This window comes from Yinghuangia soli (assembly GCF_021502675.1).
GTDB classification, from domain to species: domain Bacteria; phylum Actinomycetota; class Actinomycetes; order Streptomycetales; family Streptomycetaceae; genus Yinghuangia; species Yinghuangia soli.
This window is the reverse complement of sequence record NZ_JAKFHA010000047.1, coordinates 1-21,303: the sequence shown is the minus strand read 5'-3', so window position 1 is coordinate 21,303 and position 21,303 is coordinate 1. Positions and strand designations below refer to the sequence as shown.

Here is a 21,303-nt window from a genome sequence, read left to right as displayed (position 1 = left end):
CCGCCGCCTAGCCTGAAGGCGGAGACCGACCCGCACGCCGACAAACCCGGAGGTGGCGATGGCCGAGGCCGTCGATGCAGCGCGCACGGTGATCCTGACCGTGGACGACGACCCGGCCGTGTCCCGGGCCGTGGCGCGCGACCTGCGACGGCGCTACGGCGACCGCTACCGCGTGGTGCGCGCGGAGTCCGGCGAGTCGGCGCTGGAGGCGCTGCGCGAACTCAAGCTCCGCGGCAGCCACGTCGCCGTCCTGCTGGCCGACTACCGCATGCCGCGCATGAACGGCGTCGAATTCCTGGAGCAGGCCCTCGACCTGTTCCCCGGCGCCCGGCGCGTGCTGCTGACCGCCTACTCCGACACCGGTGCCGCGATCGACGCCATCAATGTCGTCGACCTCGACCACTACCTCCTCAAGCCCTGGTCGCCGCCCGAGGAGAAGCTCTACCCGGTCGTCGACGACCTGCTCGACGCCTGGCGGGTCACCGACGGCAAGGACGCGGGCATCGCCAAGGTCGTCGGGCACCGCTGGTCGGCGCGGTCCTCGCAGATCCGCGAGTTCCTGGCCCGCAACCAGGTGCCGTACCGCTGGTACTCGTCCGACGAGCCCGAAGGCGCCCGGCTGCTTGCCGCCGCGGGCGAGGACGGCCTCCGGCTGCCGCTCGTCGTCACCGCCGACGGCGGCACGCTGGTCGAACCGGACGAACGCGAACTGGCCGACCGGGTCGGCCTGTCCACCACCCCCGAGGCCGACTTCTACGACCTCGTGGTGGTCGGTGGGGGCCCGGCCGGCCTCGGGGCGGCGGTGTACGGCGCGTCCGAGGGCCTGCGCACCGTGCTGGTCGAGCGCGAGGCGACCGGCGGCCAGGCCGGGCAGAGCTCGCGCATCGAGAACTACCTCGGCTTCCCGGACGGCGTCTCCGGCGCCCAGCTCACCGACCGGGCTCGCCGCCAGGCCACCAAGTTCGGCGCCGAACTCCTCACCGCACGCCAGGTCACCGGGCTGGAAGTGCGCGGCGCCGCCCGTACCGTGCGGTTCTCCGACGGCACCGAGGTGTCGGCGCACTGCGTGATCCTCGCGACCGGCGTGTCGTACCGCAGGCTCGATGTCGCGGGCGTCGACGACCTGACCGGGCGCGGCGTCTACTACGGCTCGGCACTCACCGAGACCCCGTCCTGCCAGGGCCAGGACGTCTACATCGTGGGCGGCGCCAACTCGGCCGGGCAGGCCGCGATGTTCCTGTCCCGCAGCGCCCGCTCGGTCACCCTCCTGGTCCGCGGACCGTCGGCGCCCGCCACCAGGTCGCACTCCCTGCTGCAGCGCATCGAGGAGCCGCCGGTGGTGTGGGTGCGCACCGACACCGTCGTGGACGCCGTGCACGGCACCGACCACCTCGAAAAGCTGACGCTGCGCAACACGGCCACCGGCGAGACCGAGACCGTCGAGACGCAGTGGATGTTCGTCTTCATCGGGGCGGCCCCGCTCACCGACTGGCTCGACGGCACCGTGCAGCGCGACGCCCGCGGCTTCGTGTGCACCGGCCCCGACCTTTCGCCCGACGGGCGCCCGCCCGCCGGATGGACGCTCGACCGGCTGCCGTACCACCTGGAGACCAGCGTGCCCGGCGTGTTCGCGGCCGGCGACGTACGCGCCGAATCGGCCAAGCGCGTCGCCTCCGCGGTCGGCGAGGGCGCGATGGCCGTCATGCTCGTGCACCGCTACCTGGAGCAGTCGTGAGCGTCCCCTGGATCCGCTGCGAGGCGGACGAACTGCGCACGCTGTTCCTCTTCGAGAAGCTCACCGACGACCAACTCGCCTGCCTGTGCCGGGACGGGCGCGTGGAATGGTTCGACGCCGGGCCCGTCTACCGCGAAGGCGAACCGGCCACCTGCTTCTACGTCCTCTTCGAAGGCACCGTCGTACTGTCGCGGCGGGTGGGCGGCGAGGACGTCGACGTCAACCGGACGTCCATGCGCGGCGTGTACGCGGGCGCCTTCCAGGCCTACCTCGGCGACCAGGTGCCGCAGGTCTACAACAACTCGATGCGCGTCACCGAACGCTCCCGGTTCTTCATCCTGCCCGCGGAGACCTTCGCGGGCATCATGCACGAGTGGTTCCCGCTCGCCGTGCACCTGCTCGAAGGCCTGTTCTTCGGCACCAAGAGCACCCAGCAGGCCATCGGCCAGCGCGAACGCCTCCTCGCCCTCGGCTCGCTGACCGCCGGCCTGACCCACGAACTCAACAACCCGGCGGCCGCGGCGGTGCGGGCCGCCGCCGAACTGCGCGAGCGCGTCGCGGCCATGCGCCACAAGCTCGGCGTCATCGCGGCCGACCCGCTGCGCCGCGACTACGTCGACGCGCTCGCCAAGTTCCAGGACGAGGCCGCCGAACTTGCCTCGCACGCCCCTTCCTTGAGCCCCCTGGAAGCCTCCGACCGGGAGGACGCCGCCGCCGACTGGCTCGACGACCGCGGCGTCGAGGACGGCTGGCGCATGGCCCCGGCGTTCGTCCAGGCCGGAGTCGGGACCGAGTGGCTGGACCGGGTCGCCGACGCGCTGCCCGCGGACGTCCTGGGCCCCGCCCTGCGCTGGCTCGACTCGACGGTCGAGACCGAACTCCTGCTCAGCGAGATCGAGGACGCGACACGCCGCATCTCCGCGCTGGTCGACGCCGCGAAGAGCTACGCGCAGCTGGACCGGGCGCCGTACCGGCAGGTGGACGTGCACGATCTGCTCGACAGCACGCTTGTGATGCTGGCGAAGAAGATCGGACCGGACGTCCGCGTGGTCAAGGAGTACGACCGGGACCTGCCGGATATCCCGGCGTACCCGAGCGAGCTCAACCAGGTGTGGACCAACCTGATCGACAACGCGCTCGGCGCGATGGCCGGGCCGGGGGCGGGGGCGGGTGGCACGCTCACGCTGCGCACATATCGCGACGACGGGCACCTGATCGTCGAGGTGGCCGACACCGGCCCCGGCGTGCCGGCCGAGATCCGGGACCGCATCTTCGACCCGTTCTTCACCACCAAGGCGGTGGGCGAAGGCACCGGGCTGGGCCTGGACATCTCGTGGCGCATCGTGGTCGGCAAGCACGGGGGAGACCTGACGGTGCAGTCCGAGCCGGGCGACACGCGGTTCCGGGTACGCCTGCCGCTCGACGGGGCCGAGTCGGCCCCCGTCCCCGAGCCGGCTTCCCCTGTTCCCGAACTTGCTCCCGAACCCGAACCCGGATCCGAACCCGCTTCCGCACCCGCACCCGCTTCCGAACCCGAATTCGCCCCCGATTTCGTCCCCGAACCCGGCACCCCGGAGGAACGACCGTGAACACCGAGAACGCGATCGACCCCAACGTCCCCCCGAGCGGCACCGGCTGCGTCGAATGCGAGGCGAGCAGCGGCTGGTGGTTCCACCTGCGCCGCTGCACCCTGTGCGGGCACATCGGGTGCTGCGACGACTCGCTCTCCAAGCACGCCACCGCGCACGCCGAGGAGACGGGCCACCCGGTCATCCGCAGCTTCGAGCCGGGCGAGGCGTGGTTCTGGGACTACTCGACGTCCCAGATGTACGAGTCCGGCCCCGAACTCGCGCCGCCCGTCGCCCACCCGGCCGACCAGACCGCCCCGGGCCCGGCCGAGCGCGTACCGGCGGACTGGGTCCAGCAACTGCGCGCCGGCCGCTGACTTTTGCCTCCGGTCATCGCCTGCTCGGTCACACCCGGACGAGCTGCGCCGCCCCGAAGGACACGTCGAAGCGGTCGCACCAGATGGTGACGCTCGTCAGCTTCGCCGGATCCACCTGCGCGGGGATTCACCGGCCCGGCATGTGGCTACCATGCGGACAAGTGCCGATGCACGTCGCCATGGCGCACGGGGGTGCCGACGATGCGCGATCCCAGCGATGTCCTGCTCGTGATCGTCGGCGGCGGAACCCTGGCGGGGACGATCATCGCCGTCGTCGGGTGGTTGTCGCTGCTGCTCACCTTGATCCGGTGGGGCGGTACCGGTCGCGGCTGGTGGCGCCGCCGACGTGCTGCCGCCACTGCGGTGCCACCTGCTCTGGGCCGGCCCGGCCGGAGAGACTACTTCCCGCTCGTCGTCGCCCTCGCGACAGCGGCCTGGTTGACCGCCTCGGTATTCGCTGCGGCATGGTTCGCGGCGCTGCGCTACTGGGCGACGGAGTCCGACGACCACATCGGCCACGACCGCCACGATGAAGTCGGCGAACTGATCGCCACGGACCCCGCGCAGGGATACCTCGCTCTGTGCGTCGCCGCTGTCCTGGCGGCGTTCATCCTGGCCTGGGGATCGTCGGATGCGGCCTTCGCGGTCAGCGGATGCCTGGGCTTCATCGTGGCCCTGCCGTTCCTGCTGATCGAATTCCTTCTCGGAGTCATGGTCGGGTTGGGCTTGGCGCTGTGGATCGCCCTCCTTCCCTTCGGCCTTTTCTTCGGCGCCGACGTCGAACACGGGAAGTTCTTCAAGGGCCTGGGGCCGGGAGTTGCCCTGTTCATCACGATCGGCCTGTACCTGGTAGGCCTCCGGTTCGTGGTCGAAGGCATCGTCGCCGTCGTCCAGGATTGGCGTACCCGGCGCAGCCCGTCCTCCGGACCCCGGCCCTGAACGTGCCACCCCACGGGGAATCCGCTGAATGCAGAATGCTTGGCGTAGGCGCGAGCGAAGTGAGGGTGGCGTGACGGAGGCCGAAGCTCTGAGCAGGGTCCGTGCGTACGTGGATTCGCGTTTCGGTGACCACGACTTCGTCGTGATCGAAGATCGCGTCCGCCGGGTCGGGCGCACGCTCTACGTGCCTTTGAACACCCGGCGATTCCATGAAACACGGAACCCCAGGCATAGCGCAGTCGGCCTTCCTCCAGTGGCCGTGAATCTCCGTACCGGCGCCATCCGGCAGATACCTTGGAACGAGGATTTTCCAGCGGAACGAGGATCTTCCGGTGGAACCTGGTTCGGTCGGCTGAGGTGCCGGCTCCCGACTCGGTTCCGCTGATCCCGGGCGGCAGGCAACTTCATTCCTGCCGCCCGGTCTTGTGAGGTCAGGTGCGGAACGGACCCGTCACGCAGTAGGTGATGCCGCCGGTCGAGGAGCCGCTCGTACCCCGCTGGGAGGAGAAGTAGAGGCGGTTGCCGGCCGGGCTGAAGGCCGGGCCGGTGATCTCGGAGGAGCTCTGGCCGCTGATGCGCAGGAAGACCGAGATCTTGTCGTCCGGGGTGATCATGCAGATCTCCATGTTGCCGCCGTCTTCGGCGACGTAGAGGTCGCCGGACGTGGCACCGGTGATGTTGTCGACGCCGGTCAGCGGGGCCGGGCCCGGGCTGACCAGGCCGTCGTCGTAGGCGAGTTCGTACGTGTTGGCGGCCAGGTTCAGCTGCCACACGCGGTTGTCGCCCTTGGTGGTGAACCACAGGGTGTTGTCGGCGTAGTGGCAGCCCTCGCCGCCGTTGAAGCGCTTCGCGCCCGAGACCTGGCTGCGGGTCGCGGTGGGGGAGCCGTCCGGGTCGGGGACGTTTGCCCAGGTGAACGAGCCGGAGGTGGCGGTGCCGGCCTTCAGGACCTGGAGCGTGCCGGACGCGAGGTTGCCCCAGGTCGTCAGGACGAACCGGTAGAGGCAGCCGTTGCTCTCGTCCTCGGTCAGGTAGATGACCTGCCGCACCGGGTCGGCGGCCGCGGCCTCGTGCTTGAAGCGGCCCATCGCGGGGCGCGCGACCGCGGTGCCGCCGAACGGGTAGGTCTCCCAGACCCGCCCGGTCGACGTCTCCTCGCAGGACAGCCAGGTGTTCCAGGGCGTCTTGCCGCCCGCGCAGTTGGAGTTGGTGCCGGAGAGGATCCGGGACGCTGCGGTGGGCGTCCCTGCGGAGTCGAAGCGGATCATGGACGCGCCGCCGCCGGAGCCGCTGGAGGTCTCCGCGTTGGACACGTAGATCCACCCCGTGCCGTCGGCGAAGCACGCGCCGCCGTCGGGTGCGCTGTGCCAGGTGTACGAAGTGCCGGGCACCGTCTGCCCCGAGCGCGCCACGACCTGGCTGGTGAAGCCGGCCGGCAGCTGGATGCCGTTGGCGTCCGCGGCGAGGAGGGCCCCGTACGGGCCGGGGGCGAGCTGCGCGGGCGCAGCGGAGGCGGCCTGCTGCCACAGCGAACCGGAGAAGGCGAGTGCCCCGGCACCGAGCACGGACGAGCGGAGGAAGTTGCGGCGTTCCATCGACGAACTCCTGAGGGAGGAGAAGCGGGTGGACTCGGTCGTGACGCGTCGCCGAAACGCCAGGTGCGGCCGGGGAAACAGCGATCCCTGCGCGACATGAACGCGCGGTGTCGGGCGAGGGGCACTCGCTGCCGGGTGCGAGGACGTCCTACTTGACGGCGGGTCCGCGGCCCACGGCGGCGCGGAGCACGACTGCGAGACCGACCAGCACGATGCCGAACCACACCACGCTGCCGACACCCGTGTGGTCGGCGAACAGGCCGCCGATCAGGGCCCCGAGTGCGATGCAGGTGTTGTACGCCATGGTGTTGAGCGACATCGCGGCCTCGAAGGTCTCGGGGGCGGCCGCGAGCGTCATGTTGATCTGGCTGAGCTGGACGACCCCGAACGCGACACCCCACAGCGCCATCGCCGCCACGACACCGGCCTTGTTCGTGCCCACCGCAAGCAGCAGGACGAGCGCCGCGACCAGGGCCAGGCCGCCGGCCACGAAGCTGCCGTTCAGGTTCCGGCTCACCGTCTGGCCGCCGACGAAGTTGCCCAGCGCGCCGCCGATGCCGAACACGATCAGGACGACCGTGACGAAGCCGACGCCCGCAGAGGCGTTCTCCTCGAGGTACGGGCGTACAAAGGTGTACGCCCCGAAGTGGCCCAGGACGAACAGCACGACCATCGCCAGCACGATACGCAACGAGCTGTTCCGAAGCGGGAGTTCGAAGACCTCGCGGACCGAAACGGCGTTCGAGGACGGCAGCGACGGGATCGCCGCCGCGACCGCCACGAGGACCACCGCGCTGAGCCCGGACCAGATCAGGAACGTCGTACGCCAGCCGCCCGCGTCCTCGAGCAGCGTGCCGATCGGAATGCCGACGACGGTGGCGATCGAGATGCCCGACATCACCACCGCGGCGGCCCGGTTGGCGTGCTTCTCCGGGACGATGCGCATGGCCATGCTCACCCCGATAGCCCAGAAGACACCGCTGGCGAAGCCCATGAGCATGCGGGTACCCAGGATCAGCGGGTAGTTCGGGGCGACCGCGGTCACCAGATTGCCGACCGCCAGGACCGCGAGCAGCGCGGTCAGCAGGCGGCGCCGGTCGACGCGCCGCGTCCACGCCACGATGAACGGCACCCCGAGGCCGGCCGCGACCCCCTGCGCGGTGACCATGAGGCCGGCCGCGCCGACGGAGACGTCCAGGCTCTCGCTGAGCGGGGTGAGCAGGCCGATGGGCATCAGCTCGGTGGTGAGGAAGACGAACAGGCTCGCGGTGATGGCCGCCACGCCCAGCCAGCCGCGGGTGGGGGATATGCGCTCGGCGGGGGTTGTGGACGGCTGGGTCTCTTCTTGCAGCGTCATGTCAACTCTCGGTACGGATATGGATGTTCGGGGATATCAGGCGGGTTCTCCGCGGCTCACTCGAACTGCGGGCCGCGGTCGCGGCCGCGCTTGAGCTCGAAGAAGCCGTCTACGTTTGCGGCCGCCAGCACGGCGTCCCAGAGCCGCCCGGCCTCCTCGCCGCGCGGCGCGGGCGTGAGGACGGGACCGAAGAAGGCCAACCGCCTCCCGTCCGGGCCCGGTACGTGGATGACGGGAGTGCCGACCTCCGAACCGACGGGGTCCATGCCCGCGTGGTGCTCGGCGCGCAGCGGGGCGTCCCATGCGGTGTCGTCCGCGGCCGCGATCAGATCCGCGGGCAGGCCCGCCTCGGTCAGCGCGTCCCGGATCATGGCGTCGCCGAGCCCGGCCTTCTCGTGGTGGATGAGGCGGCCCATGGCGAGATAGAGGGGCCGTACTGCGTCGTCCCCGAGCCGCTGCCGGGCCGCGACGCACACGCGTACACAGGCCCAGCCGTCGATCATGCCCTGGCGGTATTGCTCCGGGACCTCGCGGCCCTCGTTCAGGACGGACAGGCTCATGATGTGGAACCGGGCGTTCAGCGCCCGGACTTGCTCGGCCTCCAGCAGCCAGCGGGAGGTGATCCAGGCCCAGGGGCAGCGCGGGTCGACCCAGATGTCGACGGGGGTGAGGCCGGTGGTGCTCGGCGCGATGCTCATGACGGCGGCACGCCCTTCCGTATGTCGTATGTCGTATGTCGTGTTCAGGCAGGAGGGCAGGAGTCACGGGCGTACGCAGACGCACGCAGACGCACGCCGAAGCCGCGGCCGGACCGGCCGCGGACTGCAGGGAAGCGGGGGACGGAGACGAAACGCACGCACAGGGCGAGAAGGAAGCGGAAGGCCGGCAGGCACCGGGCAGAGGCCACCGGCCTTCCGTCCGCGACCAGTCTCGGCGCCACTCCATCAATGAGTCCAACACATGCTTGTCACTCCATCGATCGTGTAGAACGATCGATCCATGGAGCTCCAGCAGATGCGCTACGTGATCGCCGTGGCCGAGACGAACAGCTTCACGCGGGCGGCCCAGCGCTGCCTCGTCGTGCAATCCGCCCTCAGCCACCAGATCGCCCGGCTGGAAAAGGAGCTGGGCGCGCGGCTCTTCGACCGCACCAGCCGCCGGGTCCGCCTGACCCCGGCCGGGGCGGCCTTCCTCCCTGCCGCCCGAGCCTGTCTCAACGCTGCGGAACTCGCCGCCGCCGAAGTCGCGGCGACGATCGGCGAGGTACGCGGACGCCTGAACGTGGGACTGATCCCCACCGTCGCCGCGGTCGACGTCCCCGCGACCCTGCGCGAGTTCCACCACCGCCACCCACACGCGAGGGTCAGCCTCAGCGTGGGCGCGAGCGACGAACTCACCGAGCAGGTACGCCAAGGCGAGATCGAAGTCGCCTTCCTGGGCGTCCCCACGACCTCCCGCCCGCGCGGCGTCATGGCCCGCGAACTCGCACGGGAACGCCTGGTCGCGGTGGTCGCCCCCGACCACCCGCTCGCCGCCGAACCCTCGGCCGACCTACGCCGCCTGGCCACCGAGGAGTTCATCGACCTCCCGGCCAAGACGGCCGGCCGGAGCCAATCCGACCTGGCATTCGCTGCGGCCGGCCTGACCCGCGACGTGGTCTTCGAGGTGAGCAACGCCGACTACCTGGCCCGCCTCGTCGCCGCCGGCCTGGGCGTGGCCCTCCTCCCGCCCAGCTACGCCGCGGGGCTCGGCGGAGTCACCACGATCGAGGTCACGGACGCCCCGACCCGCGCCGAGTACGTCATCTGGAGCCGCGACACCTGCCACCCGGCAGCCAACGCGTTCCTCGCCCTGTTCGGTATCGAGGCCAAGAGCGAGGGCCGGGACCGAGAACCCGCCGAAGCACTATGACTGTCCGTACCGCCGCCCCGAACCCGTCACGAAAGACGCCGAAGCCGGCCGGATCGGTCCACCACCGCCGCCAGTTCCGAGGAGCGACCCGGTCGCGTCGGATGGTGATCCCGCGGAGCGGTTCAGCCGGTGGCCGGTGCAGGACCGAAAGTCAGTGGCGGAGCGTACCCTGCGGCGCGGCTGGTCCTCGTACCCGAAAGGTCTCACGTGAGCGTCCGCTACTACTGGCAGCGTGTACCGGGCGACTGGCTGGGCTCGAAGTCGCCTCGGCAACTGTGGGACGTGCTCATGGGGCGCGTCACGGATGACGCGGTGCCGCGAGCCATCAGCGTGCAGAGCAGTTGCTCGCTGATGCACTACCTGCTCGCTACGGCCGCCCCCGACGATCCCGCGGCCGAGTTGCCGCTCTTCGGCGGCGGCCTGCTCCGCGAAGGAGCCGAGCACCCCGAGTACGGATTCGTCGGTGTGGAACTGTTCGCGCTGACTCCGGACGACGTCCGAAGCGCGGCCGACTTCCTGGAGCGGGCGCCGTTGGAGCAGTGGGTGGCCGAGCACGACCCCTTGCTCCGTGAGCGGGCGAGGGAGCTCGGGTTCTCCGGCGCCTTCAACCAGGACTGGGCGGATTACCTGGTGGAGAACCTGCTCGCGGTCAGCAGTTACTTCCGGGAAGCGGCGAAGGCCGGCCACGCGGTCGTCTCCTGGCAAAACGCCTGATCGCTGCCGACCGGCGTCGGCCGCGATCCGCATGTACGGCCGTCCGCACTGGTCAGGCGCTGCGGTGTTGGTGCTGCTCGGGGAGGCAGCTCTCCGGGTGTGCCCAAAGCATCACGTTCGGGGGTATTCCATCCACCAGTCCGGCGAAGAAGTCCAGGATCTCGCGGTCCGAGTGGCGCAGGCTGAAGTGGGTCAGGATGAACTGCGTCTCCGGGTGGGACTCGATCACCGGTGCGAGGCGGCTCCAGACTGTGTGGCCGATGCGTTCGGCCCGCTCCAGTTCCGCGTCGTCGAGGAACGTGCACTCGGTGATGACGACCGGGTACGTGAACAGCCACGGGTTCCGTTCGAACACGTCGACGCGGGTGTCGCCCAGGAAGGCGAACAACGGGCGCCGGACCTCCTCGTCCACCTCGACGCCCTGCTTGCGCTGCTCCGCCATGACGCGGCCGAACTCGGCGCCGCGGCCCTGGTCCGCCAACTCGCGGCGGAGCTGCTCGAACTGGGGGCGCAGGGCCTTGCGGCGCTCGGAGAAGGCGTAGCCCACGCACGGGACCTTGTGCGCGCAGTCGACCACCCGAACGTGGTGCCCCTGGCGGCCGAAGGTGAACTCGTCGTCCTGGCCGACCCCGTGCAGCCGGTGCCCGGCCAGCGCGGGATCGAACGCGGCGCCGTGGTTGAGCTCGGCGCTGGCCCGCAGGTAGGACTCGGCGTACGGCACCGCCGCGGTGGGCAGGTAGATGTCCGTGCCCCCGGCTTTCGCGGCCAGGAAGTCCAGGTCCTTGGCGTGGTCGTGGTGCGTATGGGTGAGGAACACCGTGTCGACCTGCCGCCCCTCGCACAGCCCCGCGTCGAGGCTGCAGCGCAGTTCGGGGATGTGGAAGAACGTCTTGTCGTTGGCCCGCGAATAGCCCGAAAGCGTCAGGTCGGTGCCGGGGATCCGGCACGTCTTCCACTGCCGGAACGGGTGCTTGCTGCCGAGGAGTTCGGGGTACGCCGGAAGCCCGGGCCGGGCGGTTGGCGGTGGTGTCGCGGTCGACATGGCGGTGCACTCCTATCCCCGAAAGCACGGCATCCTTGCATGCTGCCGCTTCCCGGCTCACCTCATTTCGACGGGAGCAAGGTGCCGGGTGGACGTCGGCGAGAGGCCCTGCCCGGGACTATCCGTGCAAGGGCCTGCCCGGACGTCTCGTGCAGTGGGGGACACCGCGATGCGGACGCGCGGCGCGTGTACGTGGCCCGGTAACGTCTGGGTTGATGTCCGGCGCAGCGCCGGTCGTACGCGGACGGGTGAGACGGAGGCGGCGGTGGGTGAGGCACCGCGGGTGCAGGGCGAGCTCCAGGCCGAGATCATGACGGTGCTGTGGCGGATCGGCGCGGGCACGGTGGAGCAGGTCCGCAGCGGCCTTCCCGAGGGGTCCGCCGGCGCGTACACCACGATCCAGACGGTGCTGAACCGGCTCGCGGAGCGGGGCCTGCTGACCCGGGAGCGGGAGCGCAACACCATCGTCTACCGCCCGGCGATGAGCGAGGCCGACTACGTCGGCGGTGCGCTGACCGCGACGCTGGACTCCGCGTCCAGTTCCGCGCGGCGGCTTGCGCTGGCGCGGCTCGTGGACCGCATGGACCCCGCCGAGGTCGAGGAGTTGCGGGCGCTGGCCCAGCAGGCCCGGGAAGAACGCGGTACGCCGTGACGTGGTTCGGGGCTCAGGCGGTGTTCTGGGCGGCCCTGGTGGGCGCGGGCGCGATGGCGCCGCATGCTGCCGCCCGGTGCTTCCAGCTCGACCGGGTCCGGCCGATGGCCGCGGTCGCGGTCTGGGCCGCCGGCATGGTGCTGCGGGCGGTCGCCGCGGTGGCGATCGTGCTGCTGGCGGTGGTCTGCCTGCCGCACACGCCCCGGATCCCGCGTGGACTGCACGACCTGCCGACCGGGTTCGGCTCGGACCTCGCGGCCACCTCCACCATGCTGCTCGCCCTCACCGGCGCGGCGCTGGTCGTGCTCGCCCGGCGGTTCCGGGCCGCGGACCGCGAAATGGGCGCCCGGATGCGGCCGCTGCCCATCAAGGGGCCGGGCGGCTCGGTCGTGGTCGCCGACTCGCGGATCCTGCTGGCCGCGGTCGGCCTCCGCCGGCCGCGCGTCGTGGTCAGCGCCGGGGCACTCGGCGCGCTCGACGACGCCGAGCTGGACGCCGCGCTCGCCCACGAGCAGGGCCACATCCGCCGCGCGCATCGCTGGGTGGTCGCCGGGGCCGAGGTCTGCCTGCTGCTCGCGCGGTGGCTGCCGGGCACCCGGTACGCGCACCGCGAGCTCGGCTTCCACCTCGAACGCGACGCCGACTGGTGGGCGGTACGCCGCTGCCACGACCCGAACGCGCTTGCCGCGGCGGTCTGCAAGGCCGCCCTGGACGATGCCGAGCACGGCACCGGCGGTGCCCGGGGCGCGGCGCGGGCGCTGGCCGGGGCGGGCGCGGGGCACGTGACCCGCCGCGTACGGCTGCTCCTGGACGGCTGCCCGACCGGCACCGCCAGGCGCAATGCCGCGGTGCGCCTGGTCGCGTCCGCGCTGCTGGCCCTGACGGTGGCCGCGGGTGCTGCCACGCTCAGCCACGTCGGCGCGGGACTGGCCGAGTGCGCCGCGCCGCACGCGTGCACGGCGTCGGCACAGGAAGCAGCCCGGCCGGCCCCTTAGGCGCGGCGGGTTCGCGAGACCCTGCCCGTTTCCGGCCGCCAAGGATGATTGCCGGGGAGCAGCATCGCCAAGAAGCAGGATCGCCGGGAAGCAGCTTCCGGATCAGGTGCGGTGCCACGCACCCCGAAGGAAGCGCCCTGACCGGTCCGTTGACCGCGGCGGCTTCGCGAGACCCGGTCGGGCCCCCCGAGCCCGGCTGCCAGGCGGGACGGCCCGGCAGCACCCTCCGGATTCGGTGGCGCACCCCGCACCCCATGAACTCCTACGATCTGTAGGAGCTAGGGTGAAGCACGGCATGCGGGCCTGCGCCTTCCCGTACACGCCTGCCTCCGGCCTGCGCGAACACCGGCGGACCGGGCCGGATCGGCTCCTGGGCGCCCGTCGCGCAAAGGACTTCGCCTCGTGGCACACGATCCGGGCACCGGCTCCGAGCCGCCCACGCGCACCGCCGACTCCGGCGACAGCGCGGCCCGACTGAGGACCGAAACCGCGGACGAGGCAAGGAAGTTCCTCGTCGACAGCATCGTGCACCTGGCCGGGACACCGGACCGCGGCCCGGCATGGGCCGAGGCCCTGCTGCGGGACGCCGGGCTCTGGTCCACGCGCGCCGCCCGGGCCCTCGCCGCGCACCTGGCCGACTACCCCGACGCGTTCACCGCCCCGCGCCCCGACTGCCCGCTCGCACTCGTACGCCTCGCCCGGCACCTCGAACACCGCGGCCTCGGCGCCCTGGTCACCCAGCCCGCATGTGCCCGTTGCGGCCGCGACGACGTCGCGCTGCCGCGGACCACCGAGGACGGCCGCTGCTGCCAGTGGTGCCTTTCCCAGCCGTACGCCCGGCCCTGCGCACGCTGCGGCCGCCGCTTGCCGCTCGCCGCCGGACGCCACACCGGCGGGCCCGTGTGCCGCGGCTGCCATGCCGACGCTCCGCGGCGCTGCCGCGTGTGCGGCCGGGCGGAGGCGCCCCGCGAGCGCACCGAGTGCGATGCGTGCCGCGCCCCGCACAACGTTCGGGAAGGCCCGGCTCGGCCCGCCGCGCCGCCCGCCGGCACGTGCCAGGGCTGCGACACGATGCAGGACGTCTACGCGGACGGCCTGTGCGTCCGCTGCCTCACCCGCCGCTGCATCCGCGAACTCCTCACCTCCACCGGACGCGACCCCCGCGACCCGGCTGACCCCGACCCTCGCGACCCGGCTGACCCCGACCCTCGCGACCCGGCCGCTGCCGACCCCCGCGACCCGGCCGCCCCCGGAGTCCACCCGGACCTCGTCCCGCTCGCCGCCGCGCTCGAGAACGCGGTCCAGCCCCACTCCGTCCTCACCTGGCTGCGCCGCGGAGCGAGCGCCGCGCTCCTCGCGTCCCTGGCGGCCGACCCCGCCCCGCTCACCCACGAGCGGCTCGACGCGTTCCCGAACGACCACAGCACCCGCTGCGTCCGGGAAATGCTCGTCGCCACGGGCACGTTGCCGCGGCGCGACGAATACCTCGCGCGCAGCGCGCAGTGGCTGCGGGCAGCCAGCCGGTGCTGGCCGCGCCACCACCGGGACACCCTGCTCGCCTTCGCCGACGACGCCCTCGACCGCGGCGCCGGACGCCACACCGCCGAACGCGCCACCCGAGACCGCGCCGCCATCCGCGCCGCGGCCGACCTGCTCGCCTGGCTCGACGCCGCAGGCCTCGACCTCGCCGACCTCGACCCCGCGTTCATGGCCGCCTGGAGCGCGGGCACCACCCCGGGACGCCGCCGCGCGGTACCGGCCTTCCTGCGCTGGACCGCGGACACCGGCCGCAGCAAGACCGTCCGCGTGCCGCAGCAGGCGGCCGCGGACCCCGTACCGCGCCCGGCCCGCCTCGCCGCGGCCACCGGCCGGACCGCGGAGGACCCCGGCCTGCCGGTCGACGTGCGGATCATCGCCGGACTGGCCCAGGCGTGCGGCCTCACCGCCGCGCAGATCTGCCGGCTCACGCACGACGACTTCCGGCACGGGCCGCACGGCATGAGCCTGGCGGCCGACGGCGACGAAGCGACGGTCCTGCCCGCGCCGCTCGCCGCCCTCATACGCGGCCGGATCGAACGCGCGCCCCGCACATCGATCCTCGCGATGCCGGGCGTCGCGCCGGACTACCTGCTGCCGGGCCGACCGCCCAGCCGTCCGCGGAACGTCGCGTCCCTGCAGCAACTCCTGCGCCGCCATGGCATATCGCTGCACCGCACGGCCGCCGCGACACCCCGCGGCCAGGCCGCCGCGCCGCCCCCGCCGCACCACCGCACCGCGAACGACGGAGGAACCCCCTGATGGGACACGGACACCCGGTGCGTCGGACAGCCTCGACGTCACGGGCGCCTACCTCGAATTGGTCGCCGACACCGCCGGATCCGTCGGCGTCGTCGCCGCGGGCGGGTGGTCGCGCCCGACGTCGAGCCCGAGCCCGGTCGGCGGTCAGACGAGGGTGACCCAGTACGACCAGAAGCGCTCCAGGATGAGCAGCGCGATGGCCAGGTACCACGCGGTCAGGACCACGCCGTGGTACGCGGTGGCCGCCCGTACGGCACGGGCGGCACCGGCGGGCAGCGGCTCGCGCGCCAGGACGTACAGCGCGGTGTACCAGAAGACCGGGATCATCACGGCCCACACCGCCATGCAGTACGGGCACAGCGCGTCGATCCGGTACAGGCTCTGGAACATCAGCCAGTGCACGAAACCGATGCCGAACGCCGTGCCGCCCAGCAGCGACAGCCGGAACCGGCGCGGCAGCCGCGCCCCGGTCAGCATCAGTGCGCCGATCGCCGCGGTCGCGGCGAACCCGGCGATGCCGATGAGCGGATTGGGGAACCCGAACGCCTCGGCCTGGCCGGTGGTCATCACCGAGCCGCAGCTCAGCACCGGGTTGATGCTGCACGACGGCACGTAGTCCGGGTCCTCCAGGATCCGGATCTTCTCCACCATGAGGACGAACGCCGCGGCGAGGCCGACGAGCCCGCCGGCCAGAAGGACCCACGGCGACAGCCGCCGCAGCGGCTCGGGGGCGATGCTCACGGGGCCGCCAGCGCATTGTCGAGGGCCGCCTTGAACTGCTCGTACGAGCCGACCTTGAGGCGCTCGCCGTTGAGGAAGAACGTCGGCGTCCCCTGCACACCGAGCGCGAGGCCGTCCCGGCGGTCCCGGTCGACGCGTTCGGCGGTGGCCGGCGACTTCCAGTCCTGCTCGAACTTCGGCATGTCCAGGCCGAGTTCGCGGGCGAAGGCGCGGAACGTCTCCTCGTGCGAGACCTGCTGGTCGCCCCACTCCTTCTGGGTCTCGTACATCTTCGTGTACATCGGCTCCAGCTTGCCCTGGGCGCCCGCGGCCTCGACCGCCTTGGCGGCGAGTTCGGCGTTGCGGTGGCTGGGGATGGGGAAGTACCGCATGACGAACGTGACGCGGCCCTCGTACTCCTTCCGCAGCCGCTCCACGACGGGGAACGCGGCCCCGCAGGCCTCGCATTCGAGGTCCAGGAACTCGACGACGGTGACCTTGCCGTCCGGCGCCGAGGACAGCTTGTGGCTGTCCGCGCGCATGAGCATCTCGGACTGCGCGGTCGCCGATTCGGGCTTGTCGTCCTTGGTGCCCTTGACCGCGAGCAGGGTGCCGACGACGGCCAGTACGACGAGGGCCAGCGCGAGGGAGATCTTCAGGTTCTTGGACATGCCTGCCTTCTCGGTCGTGGAGACGGCCTCCGCAGACTCCTACGGCTTGTAGGAGTCTGCGGAGTCTAACCCGGTCCGCGGTCCGGCAAGAGCGCCTCCCCGGCGCCGGATGCGGCTTGCCCAGCAGACTCCTACGGACTGTAGGATCGGCGGCGTCGGCGCGTCAGGCGGCGCAGCCACGCGCGGCCGTCGGCCTGGCGGCCGTTACCTCTGCCCAGGGAGTGACGCGTCCATGGCCTCTCGCCGTCATGCCGCCCGGCACCGCCGGACCACGGCGAAACCGGGGTCCTTCGCCCGACCCGGCGGCGCTGCGACGCTGGCCACCGCGGCCGCGACGCTCACCGGCCTCATCGCGTTCGGCTCTGCGGCGGACGCCGAGCCCACCCCCTCGAAGGCCGAGGTGCAGGCGCAGATCAACCAGCTCCACCGCGAGGTCACCAAGGCCACCGACGTCTACAACGGCGTGCAGGAAAAGATCGACACCCTGCAGAAGGAGGCCAACGCGACGCAGACCCGCGTCGTCGAGGAGCAGGCCTCGATGAACCGCCTGCGCGAGCAGATAGGTGCCTTCGCCGCCGAGCAGTACCGGACCGGCGGCATGCCGCCGGAGCTGCGCCTCGCGCTGAGCGGCGACCCGGCCGAGTACCTGCAAAAGGCGCAGATGCTCGACCAGTTGGACAGTCAGCAGGCAGCCAGGGTGCAGCAGATCGCGGCCGCCGCCCGGGTGCTCCAGCAGGACCGCGCCGAAGCCTCCGCGCAGCTCGCCGCGCTCGAACTGCTGCGCAAGGACCTCACGGCGCAGAAGACCGCGATCCAGGAGAAGCTCAACAAGGCCCAGGCGCTGCTCAACACCCTCTCCGAGGCGGAACGCCAGGCCGTCCTGCAGTCCGACGACCATGACACCGGCGAGGGTGCCGACACGCGCCCCGGCGACCGGCCGTCGCGCGACAAGCCCGCGGAACCCAAGCCCGGCGCCGAGCTGCCGAACGTCCCCGCGTCCGAACGCGCCGCCCAGGCCATTGCCTTCGCCCGCGCCCAGCTCGGCAAGCCGTACGGCTGGGGCAAGGCCGGGCCGAGCTCGTACGACTGCTCCGGCCTCACCCAGTCCGCGTGGGCCGCGGCCGGCGTCAAGCTGCCCCGCACCACCTGGGACCAGATCAAGGGCACCCGCGTCGACAAGTCCCAACTCCAGCCCGGCGACCTGGTGTTCTTCTACAGCGACATCAGCCACGTCGGCCTGTACATCGGCGGCGGCCAGATGATCCACGCGCCGCGCCCGGGCACCGTGGTCAACATCGCCCCGATCAGCCAGATGCCGTTCTACGGCGCGGTCCGCCCGGGCTGAGTTGATCGCCAAGGCGTGGTGACCGTCCTGCCGCGCACCAGGTTGCCAGGCATGACCGCCGTCGAGCTGCCGGAAAGGCGCGTCGGAGGCTGGTGCTACGGTCCCGCGCATGGTTGCCGAAGGTGCCGGGATAGCCGTGCATGGGGTGGGATTGGTCGAGCGGGTCATCGCCGAGGTGCGGCGGGATCCGGGGGCGTCGGCGCTGTCCTATCGGGACGTGCCCTGGGTGGACGGCGGAGTCGCCCGGCCGATGGACGCCGAGGTGCTGGCCGCGGCGGTGTTCCCTTCCGGTCGGCCGCTGCCGCCGAGCGTGCGGACGTGGCTGGCGTATGACGCCAGTCTGTTCGAACGGCACGAATGGTTCGACGACGACGGCGACTTCGCACCGCGCGCACTCGACGAACTGGTCGCCGACGAGCTCGGCGACATGTGGGGCGAGCTGTTCGAGCCGGTCGCGGCCCGCCTGGGGGAGTGCTTCCTGCTGCCCGGCGGCTCCGACTCGCGGCGGATCCTCGCGGTCACCGAGCCGGACCAGGAAGGCGAGTACCCGGTGCTCGCCGTGGACGTCGACGACCTGCCGTTCGTGGGCCTGATGTACCCGGGGTTCGACGTCTACCTCGGGAATACGGCAGGCCTCGTGGCCCATGAGTTCGAGACGTACACCGGAATGATGGACGACCCGGTCTACGCCCGCCGCATGCACCGCCACGCCGCGCGCACCTTCGGCGGCGAAAGCTGCTTCGAGTACCCGTTCTGAGCCCGGCGGGGCTGCTCGACGCCGGGCGGCTCCGAGTGTCAAAGGGTGTGAGCTGCGCCGCAACGCGCACTTTTATACCCGGAATATCCCATTTCAATCAGGTATTCCGCGACAACAAAGGAGGCATTCGGCGACTTATCCGGCCCTTACCTGCGTGTGACCGTGGAGGGATACGCACAGTTGGCTAGGAGGCCAGGGCGATGATGGACGGTGCTGCCGCATACGGCGCGGGACTCGGGGACTCGGGTGTGCAGACGCCGAGTCGAAGGTCTCTGCGCCTCATGGGGGCACTGCTGGCCATGGTCGCCGCGCTCTATGTGGCGGTGCCAGGCGGGAACGCGCTTGTCGAACCCCTCCTGCGCGAACAGCTCGGGCTGGACGGCGAGGACGCGCTGGGCCTGCGGGTCGTCCTCCTGTCGGCCGCGGTGCTCGCCCTCGCCGTGGTGACCCGGGCCGTCGCCGCCTGGGGCCACCACGCGATCCTGACCGGCAGCCTCGCGCTGTTCTGCGCCGGAGCGGTGTTCCTCGCCGGGCACGTGCAGCTGTGGTCGTACCTCGCCGGACGCCTGCTCGTCACGGTCGCGCTCATCGCGCTCACCGTCACCGGGCTGTCCATGGTCCCCGCACTCCACATGCCGGGCCGCATCAGGGCGACCACCGCCGGGTGGATGATCGCGATGTCGGGCGGCTTCGTCGTGTCGATCGTGGTGGCTTCCCGGATGACCTCGGTCGCCCGCTGGCAGCTGCTCATGGCCGTCCTCGCGGCAGGTACCGGAGCCGTGCTGCTCCTGGTGCACCGCTGCCTGCCGGACACGGAGCAGCATCTGACGTACGCCAAGCCCGACCGCGTCCGGGCGCTGTGCCGCCTCGCCGTGCTCCTGCTCGCCGCCGCCGGGCTCCAACTGGCGCCGCTGTGGGGATGGGAGGACGACCGCGTCGGGCTGCTGCTCATCGCTGCGGCGTTCGCCGCGCTGCTCGCCCGGTACCGGGCCCGGGTCGCGGCCCGTTCGCCCAAGCGCCGGCCGGACGTCGCGGACCGCGTGTGGGCGCCCATGGCGGTGGCCGGGGCCATGACCGGGTTCACGCTCGTGGTGCTCATCATCGCCGTCCCGACGCTCGTCATGGCCCAGGGCGGGGGCCGGCCCGAAGCCACGTTTGCGCTGGCGGCGTTCGGGGCCGGCGGCGTCCTGGGGGCGGTGGTGGCCCGGCGCGCGTCCGTGACCCTGGTCGCGGCATCGTCTCTCGGGCTGCCGCTCACGGCACTCGGCCTCGCCCTCACGCACATCGTCCCGAACGGTGCGGCATCCGCAGCCCTGTCCGCTTCGGCGACGCTGGCACTGTGCGGCTTCGGTCTGATGCTGGCGCTCGCCCCGCTCGTCGCGCGCTTCCTCGCCGAGATCCCGCATCGGCAACTGGGGTCGTCCGTCGGCTTGTTGCCCGGCTCGATCCTGCTCGGCTCGACCGCGGCCCACGCCATACCGTCCGCCTCGGGCCTGTTCGGCCCGCCGACCGCCGCCGACGCGCACGAACTGCTCTGGGTGGGCACCATCGTGGTCGCCGTCGCGGCCCTCCTGCTCGGGCGTCCCGTCGTCGCCCTCTCTGTCGCCACCGCCGCCGGCTTGCAATACCTGCTGGTCCGGGCGGACGCCGGTCCGGCCATGGCCGTCGCGGTCGCCCTGGCCATGGGCGCCCTGGTCGGCGGCGTGGTGTGGCTGCGCAGCGAGCAGACCGGGCGCCTCAACCGGGCGCAGGAATCGGCCGCGGCACTCCAACGTGCCGTCGTACGCCCGATTCCCCGGACCCTCGGCTTGCTGCGACTCGCCGGCATGTACGCCCCGGCCGGCGCCGACACCGGTGTGGGCGGCGACTTCCTCGAAGCCGTGCGCACGCCGTTCGGCACCCGAATCCTGATCGGCGACGTCCGCGGCAAGGGCCTCGGCACCGTCCAGACCGTCACCGACCTGCTCGGCTGCTTCCGCAGCCAGGCCCACGAAACCGCGGAACTCGGCGAACTCGCCGCCCGCCTGGACCGGCAGGTCGCGCGCGCCGCGGCCGGGTGCGACGAGGAACTCTTCGCCACCGCCCTGCTCGTCCAGCAGGCCGACCACCCGGACCTGCTCGAAGTGGTCAACTGCGGCCACGTCGCCCCGATCGCGCTCGGCCCGGGCGGCCTCCGGGAGATCGACGTACCGTCCCTGCTGCCGCTCGGCTTCGCCACCCTCGACGCGACCTGTGAAGCCCCGCGGCCCGCCCCGCTCCGCCTGGACGGCGACACGACCCTGCTGCTCTACACCGACGGCCTCAGCGAAGCCCGCAACGCCAGCGGCGAGTTCTACCCGATCGCCGCCCGCCTGACCCGGTCCGCACCGTCCGCTCCGGACCCCGACGACCTGATCCGCCGCCTCGACGACGACGTCCGCAACTGGACGCACCGCTTGAACGACGACATCACCTTGATCGCCCTCTCCCAGGCGACCCCGACCCCGGCGCCCTGCGCCTAAGTGGTCCTAACAAAGGCGTTGTACGTGCCTGAGCGTGATGAGGCAGGTGGCGAGGGCGAGGAAGGCTTCGTGGATGTCGTCGCGGCGTTCCCAGCGGATCCGTAGGCGGCGGAAGCCGTGGAGCCA

18 protein-coding genes and 2 pseudogenes are annotated in these 21,303 nt (G+C 71.9%); 12 read left to right on the top strand and 8 right to left on the bottom strand.

Going from position 1 to position 21,303, the window contains the following annotated elements; genetic code table 11:
• The first annotated feature begins 58 nt into the window (after positions 1-58).
• The 3 genes from LZ495_RS39675 to LZ495_RS39665 are packed head-to-tail and all read left to right on the top strand — an operon-like array spanning position 59 to position 3,680.
• Entirely contained in the window at positions 59-1,735 is a 1,677-nt protein-coding gene (locus tag LZ495_RS39675) for an NAD(P)/FAD-dependent oxidoreductase (RefSeq protein ID WP_235058083.1), read from the top strand.
• The gene (locus LZ495_RS39670) at positions 1,732-3,324 is read left to right on the top strand and encodes an ATP-binding protein (protein WP_235058082.1); all 1,593 of its coding nucleotides are present in this window, start codon (positions 1,732-1,734) and stop codon (positions 3,322-3,324) included. Before LZ495_RS39675 ends, LZ495_RS39670 begins: the two co-directional genes overlap by 4 nt.
• Positions 3,321-3,680, top strand: coding sequence for a UBP-type zinc finger domain-containing protein (locus tag LZ495_RS39665; protein ID WP_235058081.1), 360 nt, complete (start codon positions 3,321-3,323; stop codon positions 3,678-3,680). Before LZ495_RS39670 ends, LZ495_RS39665 begins: the two co-directional genes overlap by 4 nt.
• Positions 3,681-3,708: 28 nt before the next feature.
• Here LZ495_RS39665 and LZ495_RS39660 read toward each other — a convergent pair.
• A pseudogene (locus tag LZ495_RS39660) lies at positions 3,709-3,807 on the bottom strand (DM13 domain-containing protein); the annotation flags it as partial.
• Positions 3,808-3,881: 74 nt separating this feature from the next.
• Here LZ495_RS39660 and LZ495_RS39655 point away from each other — a divergent pair.
• On the top strand, positions 3,882-4,619 hold the full coding sequence (locus tag LZ495_RS39655; RefSeq protein WP_235058080.1) for a hypothetical protein: 738 nt from the start codon (positions 3,882-3,884) through the stop codon (positions 4,617-4,619).
• A gap of 431 nt (positions 4,620-5,050) precedes the next feature.
• Here LZ495_RS39655 and LZ495_RS39650 read toward each other — a convergent pair whose 3' ends face one another.
• The 3 genes from LZ495_RS39650 to LZ495_RS39640 form a co-directional block, all read right to left on the bottom strand.
• On the bottom strand, positions 5,051-6,214 hold the full coding sequence (locus LZ495_RS39650) for an alkaline phosphatase PhoX (RefSeq protein ID WP_235058079.1): 1,164 nt from the start codon (positions 6,212-6,214) through the stop codon (positions 5,051-5,053).
• 148 nt (positions 6,215-6,362) lie between these two features.
• A complete protein-coding gene (locus LZ495_RS39645; RefSeq protein WP_235058078.1) occupies positions 6,363-7,571 on the bottom strand; it encodes an MFS transporter in 1,209 nt (402 codons plus the stop codon).
• 56 nt (positions 7,572-7,627) lie between these two features.
• On the bottom strand, positions 7,628-8,269 hold the full coding sequence (locus LZ495_RS39640) for a mycothiol-dependent nitroreductase Rv2466c family protein (protein WP_235058077.1): 642 nt from the start codon (positions 8,267-8,269) through the stop codon (positions 7,628-7,630).
• Positions 8,270-8,570: 301 nt separating this feature from the next.
• Between LZ495_RS39640 and LZ495_RS39635 the strand changes: the two genes are divergently transcribed.
• Positions 8,571-9,482, top strand: coding sequence for a LysR family transcriptional regulator (locus LZ495_RS39635; RefSeq protein WP_235058076.1), 912 nt, complete (start codon positions 8,571-8,573; stop codon positions 9,480-9,482).
• A 207-nt stretch (positions 9,483-9,689) separates the two neighbouring features.
• Positions 9,690-10,196 (top strand): DUF1877 family protein, encoded by a 507-nt coding sequence (locus LZ495_RS39630; RefSeq protein WP_235058075.1) that lies wholly within the window; start codon positions 9,690-9,692, stop codon positions 10,194-10,196.
• A gap of 52 nt (positions 10,197-10,248) precedes the next feature.
• On the opposite strand, the gene LZ495_RS39625 is transcribed toward LZ495_RS39630, so the two are convergent.
• Positions 10,249-11,238: an MBL fold metallo-hydrolase gene (locus tag LZ495_RS39625; RefSeq protein ID WP_235058074.1), complete on the bottom strand. Its 990-nt coding sequence runs from the start codon at positions 11,236-11,238 to the stop codon at positions 10,249-10,251.
• 265 nt (positions 11,239-11,503) lie between these two features.
• Here LZ495_RS39625 and LZ495_RS39620 point away from each other — a divergent pair, with 265 nt between their 5' ends.
• From LZ495_RS39620 to LZ495_RS39610, 3 genes are all read left to right on the top strand, one after another.
• A complete protein-coding gene (locus tag LZ495_RS39620) occupies positions 11,504-11,890 on the top strand; it encodes a BlaI/MecI/CopY family transcriptional regulator (protein ID WP_235058073.1) in 387 nt (128 codons plus the stop codon).
• Entirely contained in the window at positions 11,887-12,885 is a 999-nt protein-coding gene (locus tag LZ495_RS45155) for a M56 family metallopeptidase (RefSeq protein WP_235058072.1), read from the top strand. The genes LZ495_RS39620 and LZ495_RS45155 overlap by 4 nt, the downstream gene beginning before the upstream one ends.
• A gap of 402 nt (positions 12,886-13,287) precedes the next feature.
• Complete coding sequence (locus tag LZ495_RS39610) at positions 13,288-15,183, top strand: hypothetical protein (RefSeq protein ID WP_235058071.1); 1,896 nt, start codon at positions 13,288-13,290, stop codon at positions 15,181-15,183.
• Between the two features lie 144 nt (positions 15,184-15,327).
• On the opposite strand, the gene LZ495_RS39605 is transcribed toward LZ495_RS39610, so the two are convergent.
• Together LZ495_RS39605 and LZ495_RS39600 are read right to left on the bottom strand one after the other, a co-directional pair.
• Positions 15,328-15,924 (bottom strand): vitamin K epoxide reductase family protein, encoded by a 597-nt coding sequence (locus tag LZ495_RS39605; protein WP_235058070.1) that lies wholly within the window; start codon positions 15,922-15,924, stop codon positions 15,328-15,330.
• Complete coding sequence (locus tag LZ495_RS39600; protein ID WP_235058069.1) at positions 15,921-16,574, bottom strand: DsbA family protein; 654 nt, start codon at positions 16,572-16,574, stop codon at positions 15,921-15,923. The genes LZ495_RS39605 and LZ495_RS39600 overlap by 4 nt, the downstream gene beginning before the upstream one ends.
• 232 nt (positions 16,575-16,806) lie before the next feature.
• Between LZ495_RS39600 and LZ495_RS39595 the strand changes: the two genes are divergently transcribed.
• The 3 genes from LZ495_RS39595 to LZ495_RS39585 all read left to right on the top strand — a co-directional run bounded on the left by LZ495_RS39595 (position 16,807) and on the right by LZ495_RS39585 (position 21,177).
• Positions 16,807-17,919: a C40 family peptidase gene (locus tag LZ495_RS39595; protein WP_235058068.1), complete on the top strand. Its 1,113-nt coding sequence runs from the start codon at positions 16,807-16,809 to the stop codon at positions 17,917-17,919.
• Between the two features lie 109 nt (positions 17,920-18,028).
• The gene (locus LZ495_RS39590; RefSeq protein WP_235058067.1) at positions 18,029-18,676 is read left to right on the top strand and encodes a hypothetical protein; all 648 of its coding nucleotides are present in this window, start codon (positions 18,029-18,031) and stop codon (positions 18,674-18,676) included.
• Positions 18,677-18,876: 200 nt separating this feature from the next.
• Positions 18,877-21,177 carry a SpoIIE family protein phosphatase gene (locus tag LZ495_RS39585; protein ID WP_235058066.1) on the top strand — a complete coding sequence of 767 codons (2,301 nt, stop codon included), beginning with the start codon at positions 18,877-18,879 and terminating at the stop codon, positions 21,175-21,177.
• A 6-nt stretch (positions 21,178-21,183) separates the two neighbouring features.
• Here the strand turns inward: LZ495_RS39585 and LZ495_RS39580 are convergent.
• Positions 21,184-21,303 (bottom strand): annotated as a pseudogene (locus LZ495_RS39580) (IS5/IS1182 family transposase); the annotation flags it as partial.

What these genes read in the sequence shown, in the direction of transcription:
- LZ495_RS39590 (WP_235058067.1), top strand. Translation starts at nt 18,029, where the DNA reads ATGGTTGCCGAAGGTGCCGGGATAGCCGTGCATGGGGTGGGATTGGTC.
- LZ495_RS39635 (WP_235058076.1), top strand. Translation starts at nt 8,571, where the DNA reads ATGGAGCTCCAGCAGATGCGCTACGTGATCGCCGTGGCCGAGACGAAC.
- LZ495_RS39650 (WP_235058079.1), bottom strand. Translation starts at nt 6,214, where the DNA reads ATGGAACGCCGCAACTTCCTCCGCTCGTCCGTGCTCGGTGCCGGGGCA.
- LZ495_RS39600 (WP_235058069.1), bottom strand. Translation starts at nt 16,574, where the DNA reads ATGTCCAAGAACCTGAAGATCTCCCTCGCGCTGGCCCTCGTCGTACTG.
- LZ495_RS39645 (WP_235058078.1), bottom strand. Translation starts at nt 7,571, where the DNA reads ATGACGCTGCAAGAAGAGACCCAGCCGTCCACAACCCCCGCCGAGCGC.
- LZ495_RS39625 (WP_235058074.1), bottom strand. Translation starts at nt 11,238, where the DNA reads ATGTCGACCGCGACACCACCGCCAACCGCCCGGCCCGGGCTTCCGGCG.
- LZ495_RS39640 (WP_235058077.1), bottom strand. Translation starts at nt 8,269, where the DNA reads ATGAGCATCGCGCCGAGCACCACCGGCCTCACCCCCGTCGACATCTGG.
- LZ495_RS39585 (WP_235058066.1), top strand. Translation starts at nt 18,877, where the DNA reads ATGATGGACGGTGCTGCCGCATACGGCGCGGGACTCGGGGACTCGGGT.
- LZ495_RS39675 (WP_235058083.1), top strand. Translation starts at nt 59, where the DNA reads ATGGCCGAGGCCGTCGATGCAGCGCGCACGGTGATCCTGACCGTGGAC.
- LZ495_RS39655 (WP_235058080.1), top strand. Translation starts at nt 3,882, where the DNA reads ATGCGCGATCCCAGCGATGTCCTGCTCGTGATCGTCGGCGGCGGAACC.
- LZ495_RS39595 (WP_235058068.1), top strand. Translation starts at nt 16,807, where the DNA reads ATGGCCTCTCGCCGTCATGCCGCCCGGCACCGCCGGACCACGGCGAAA.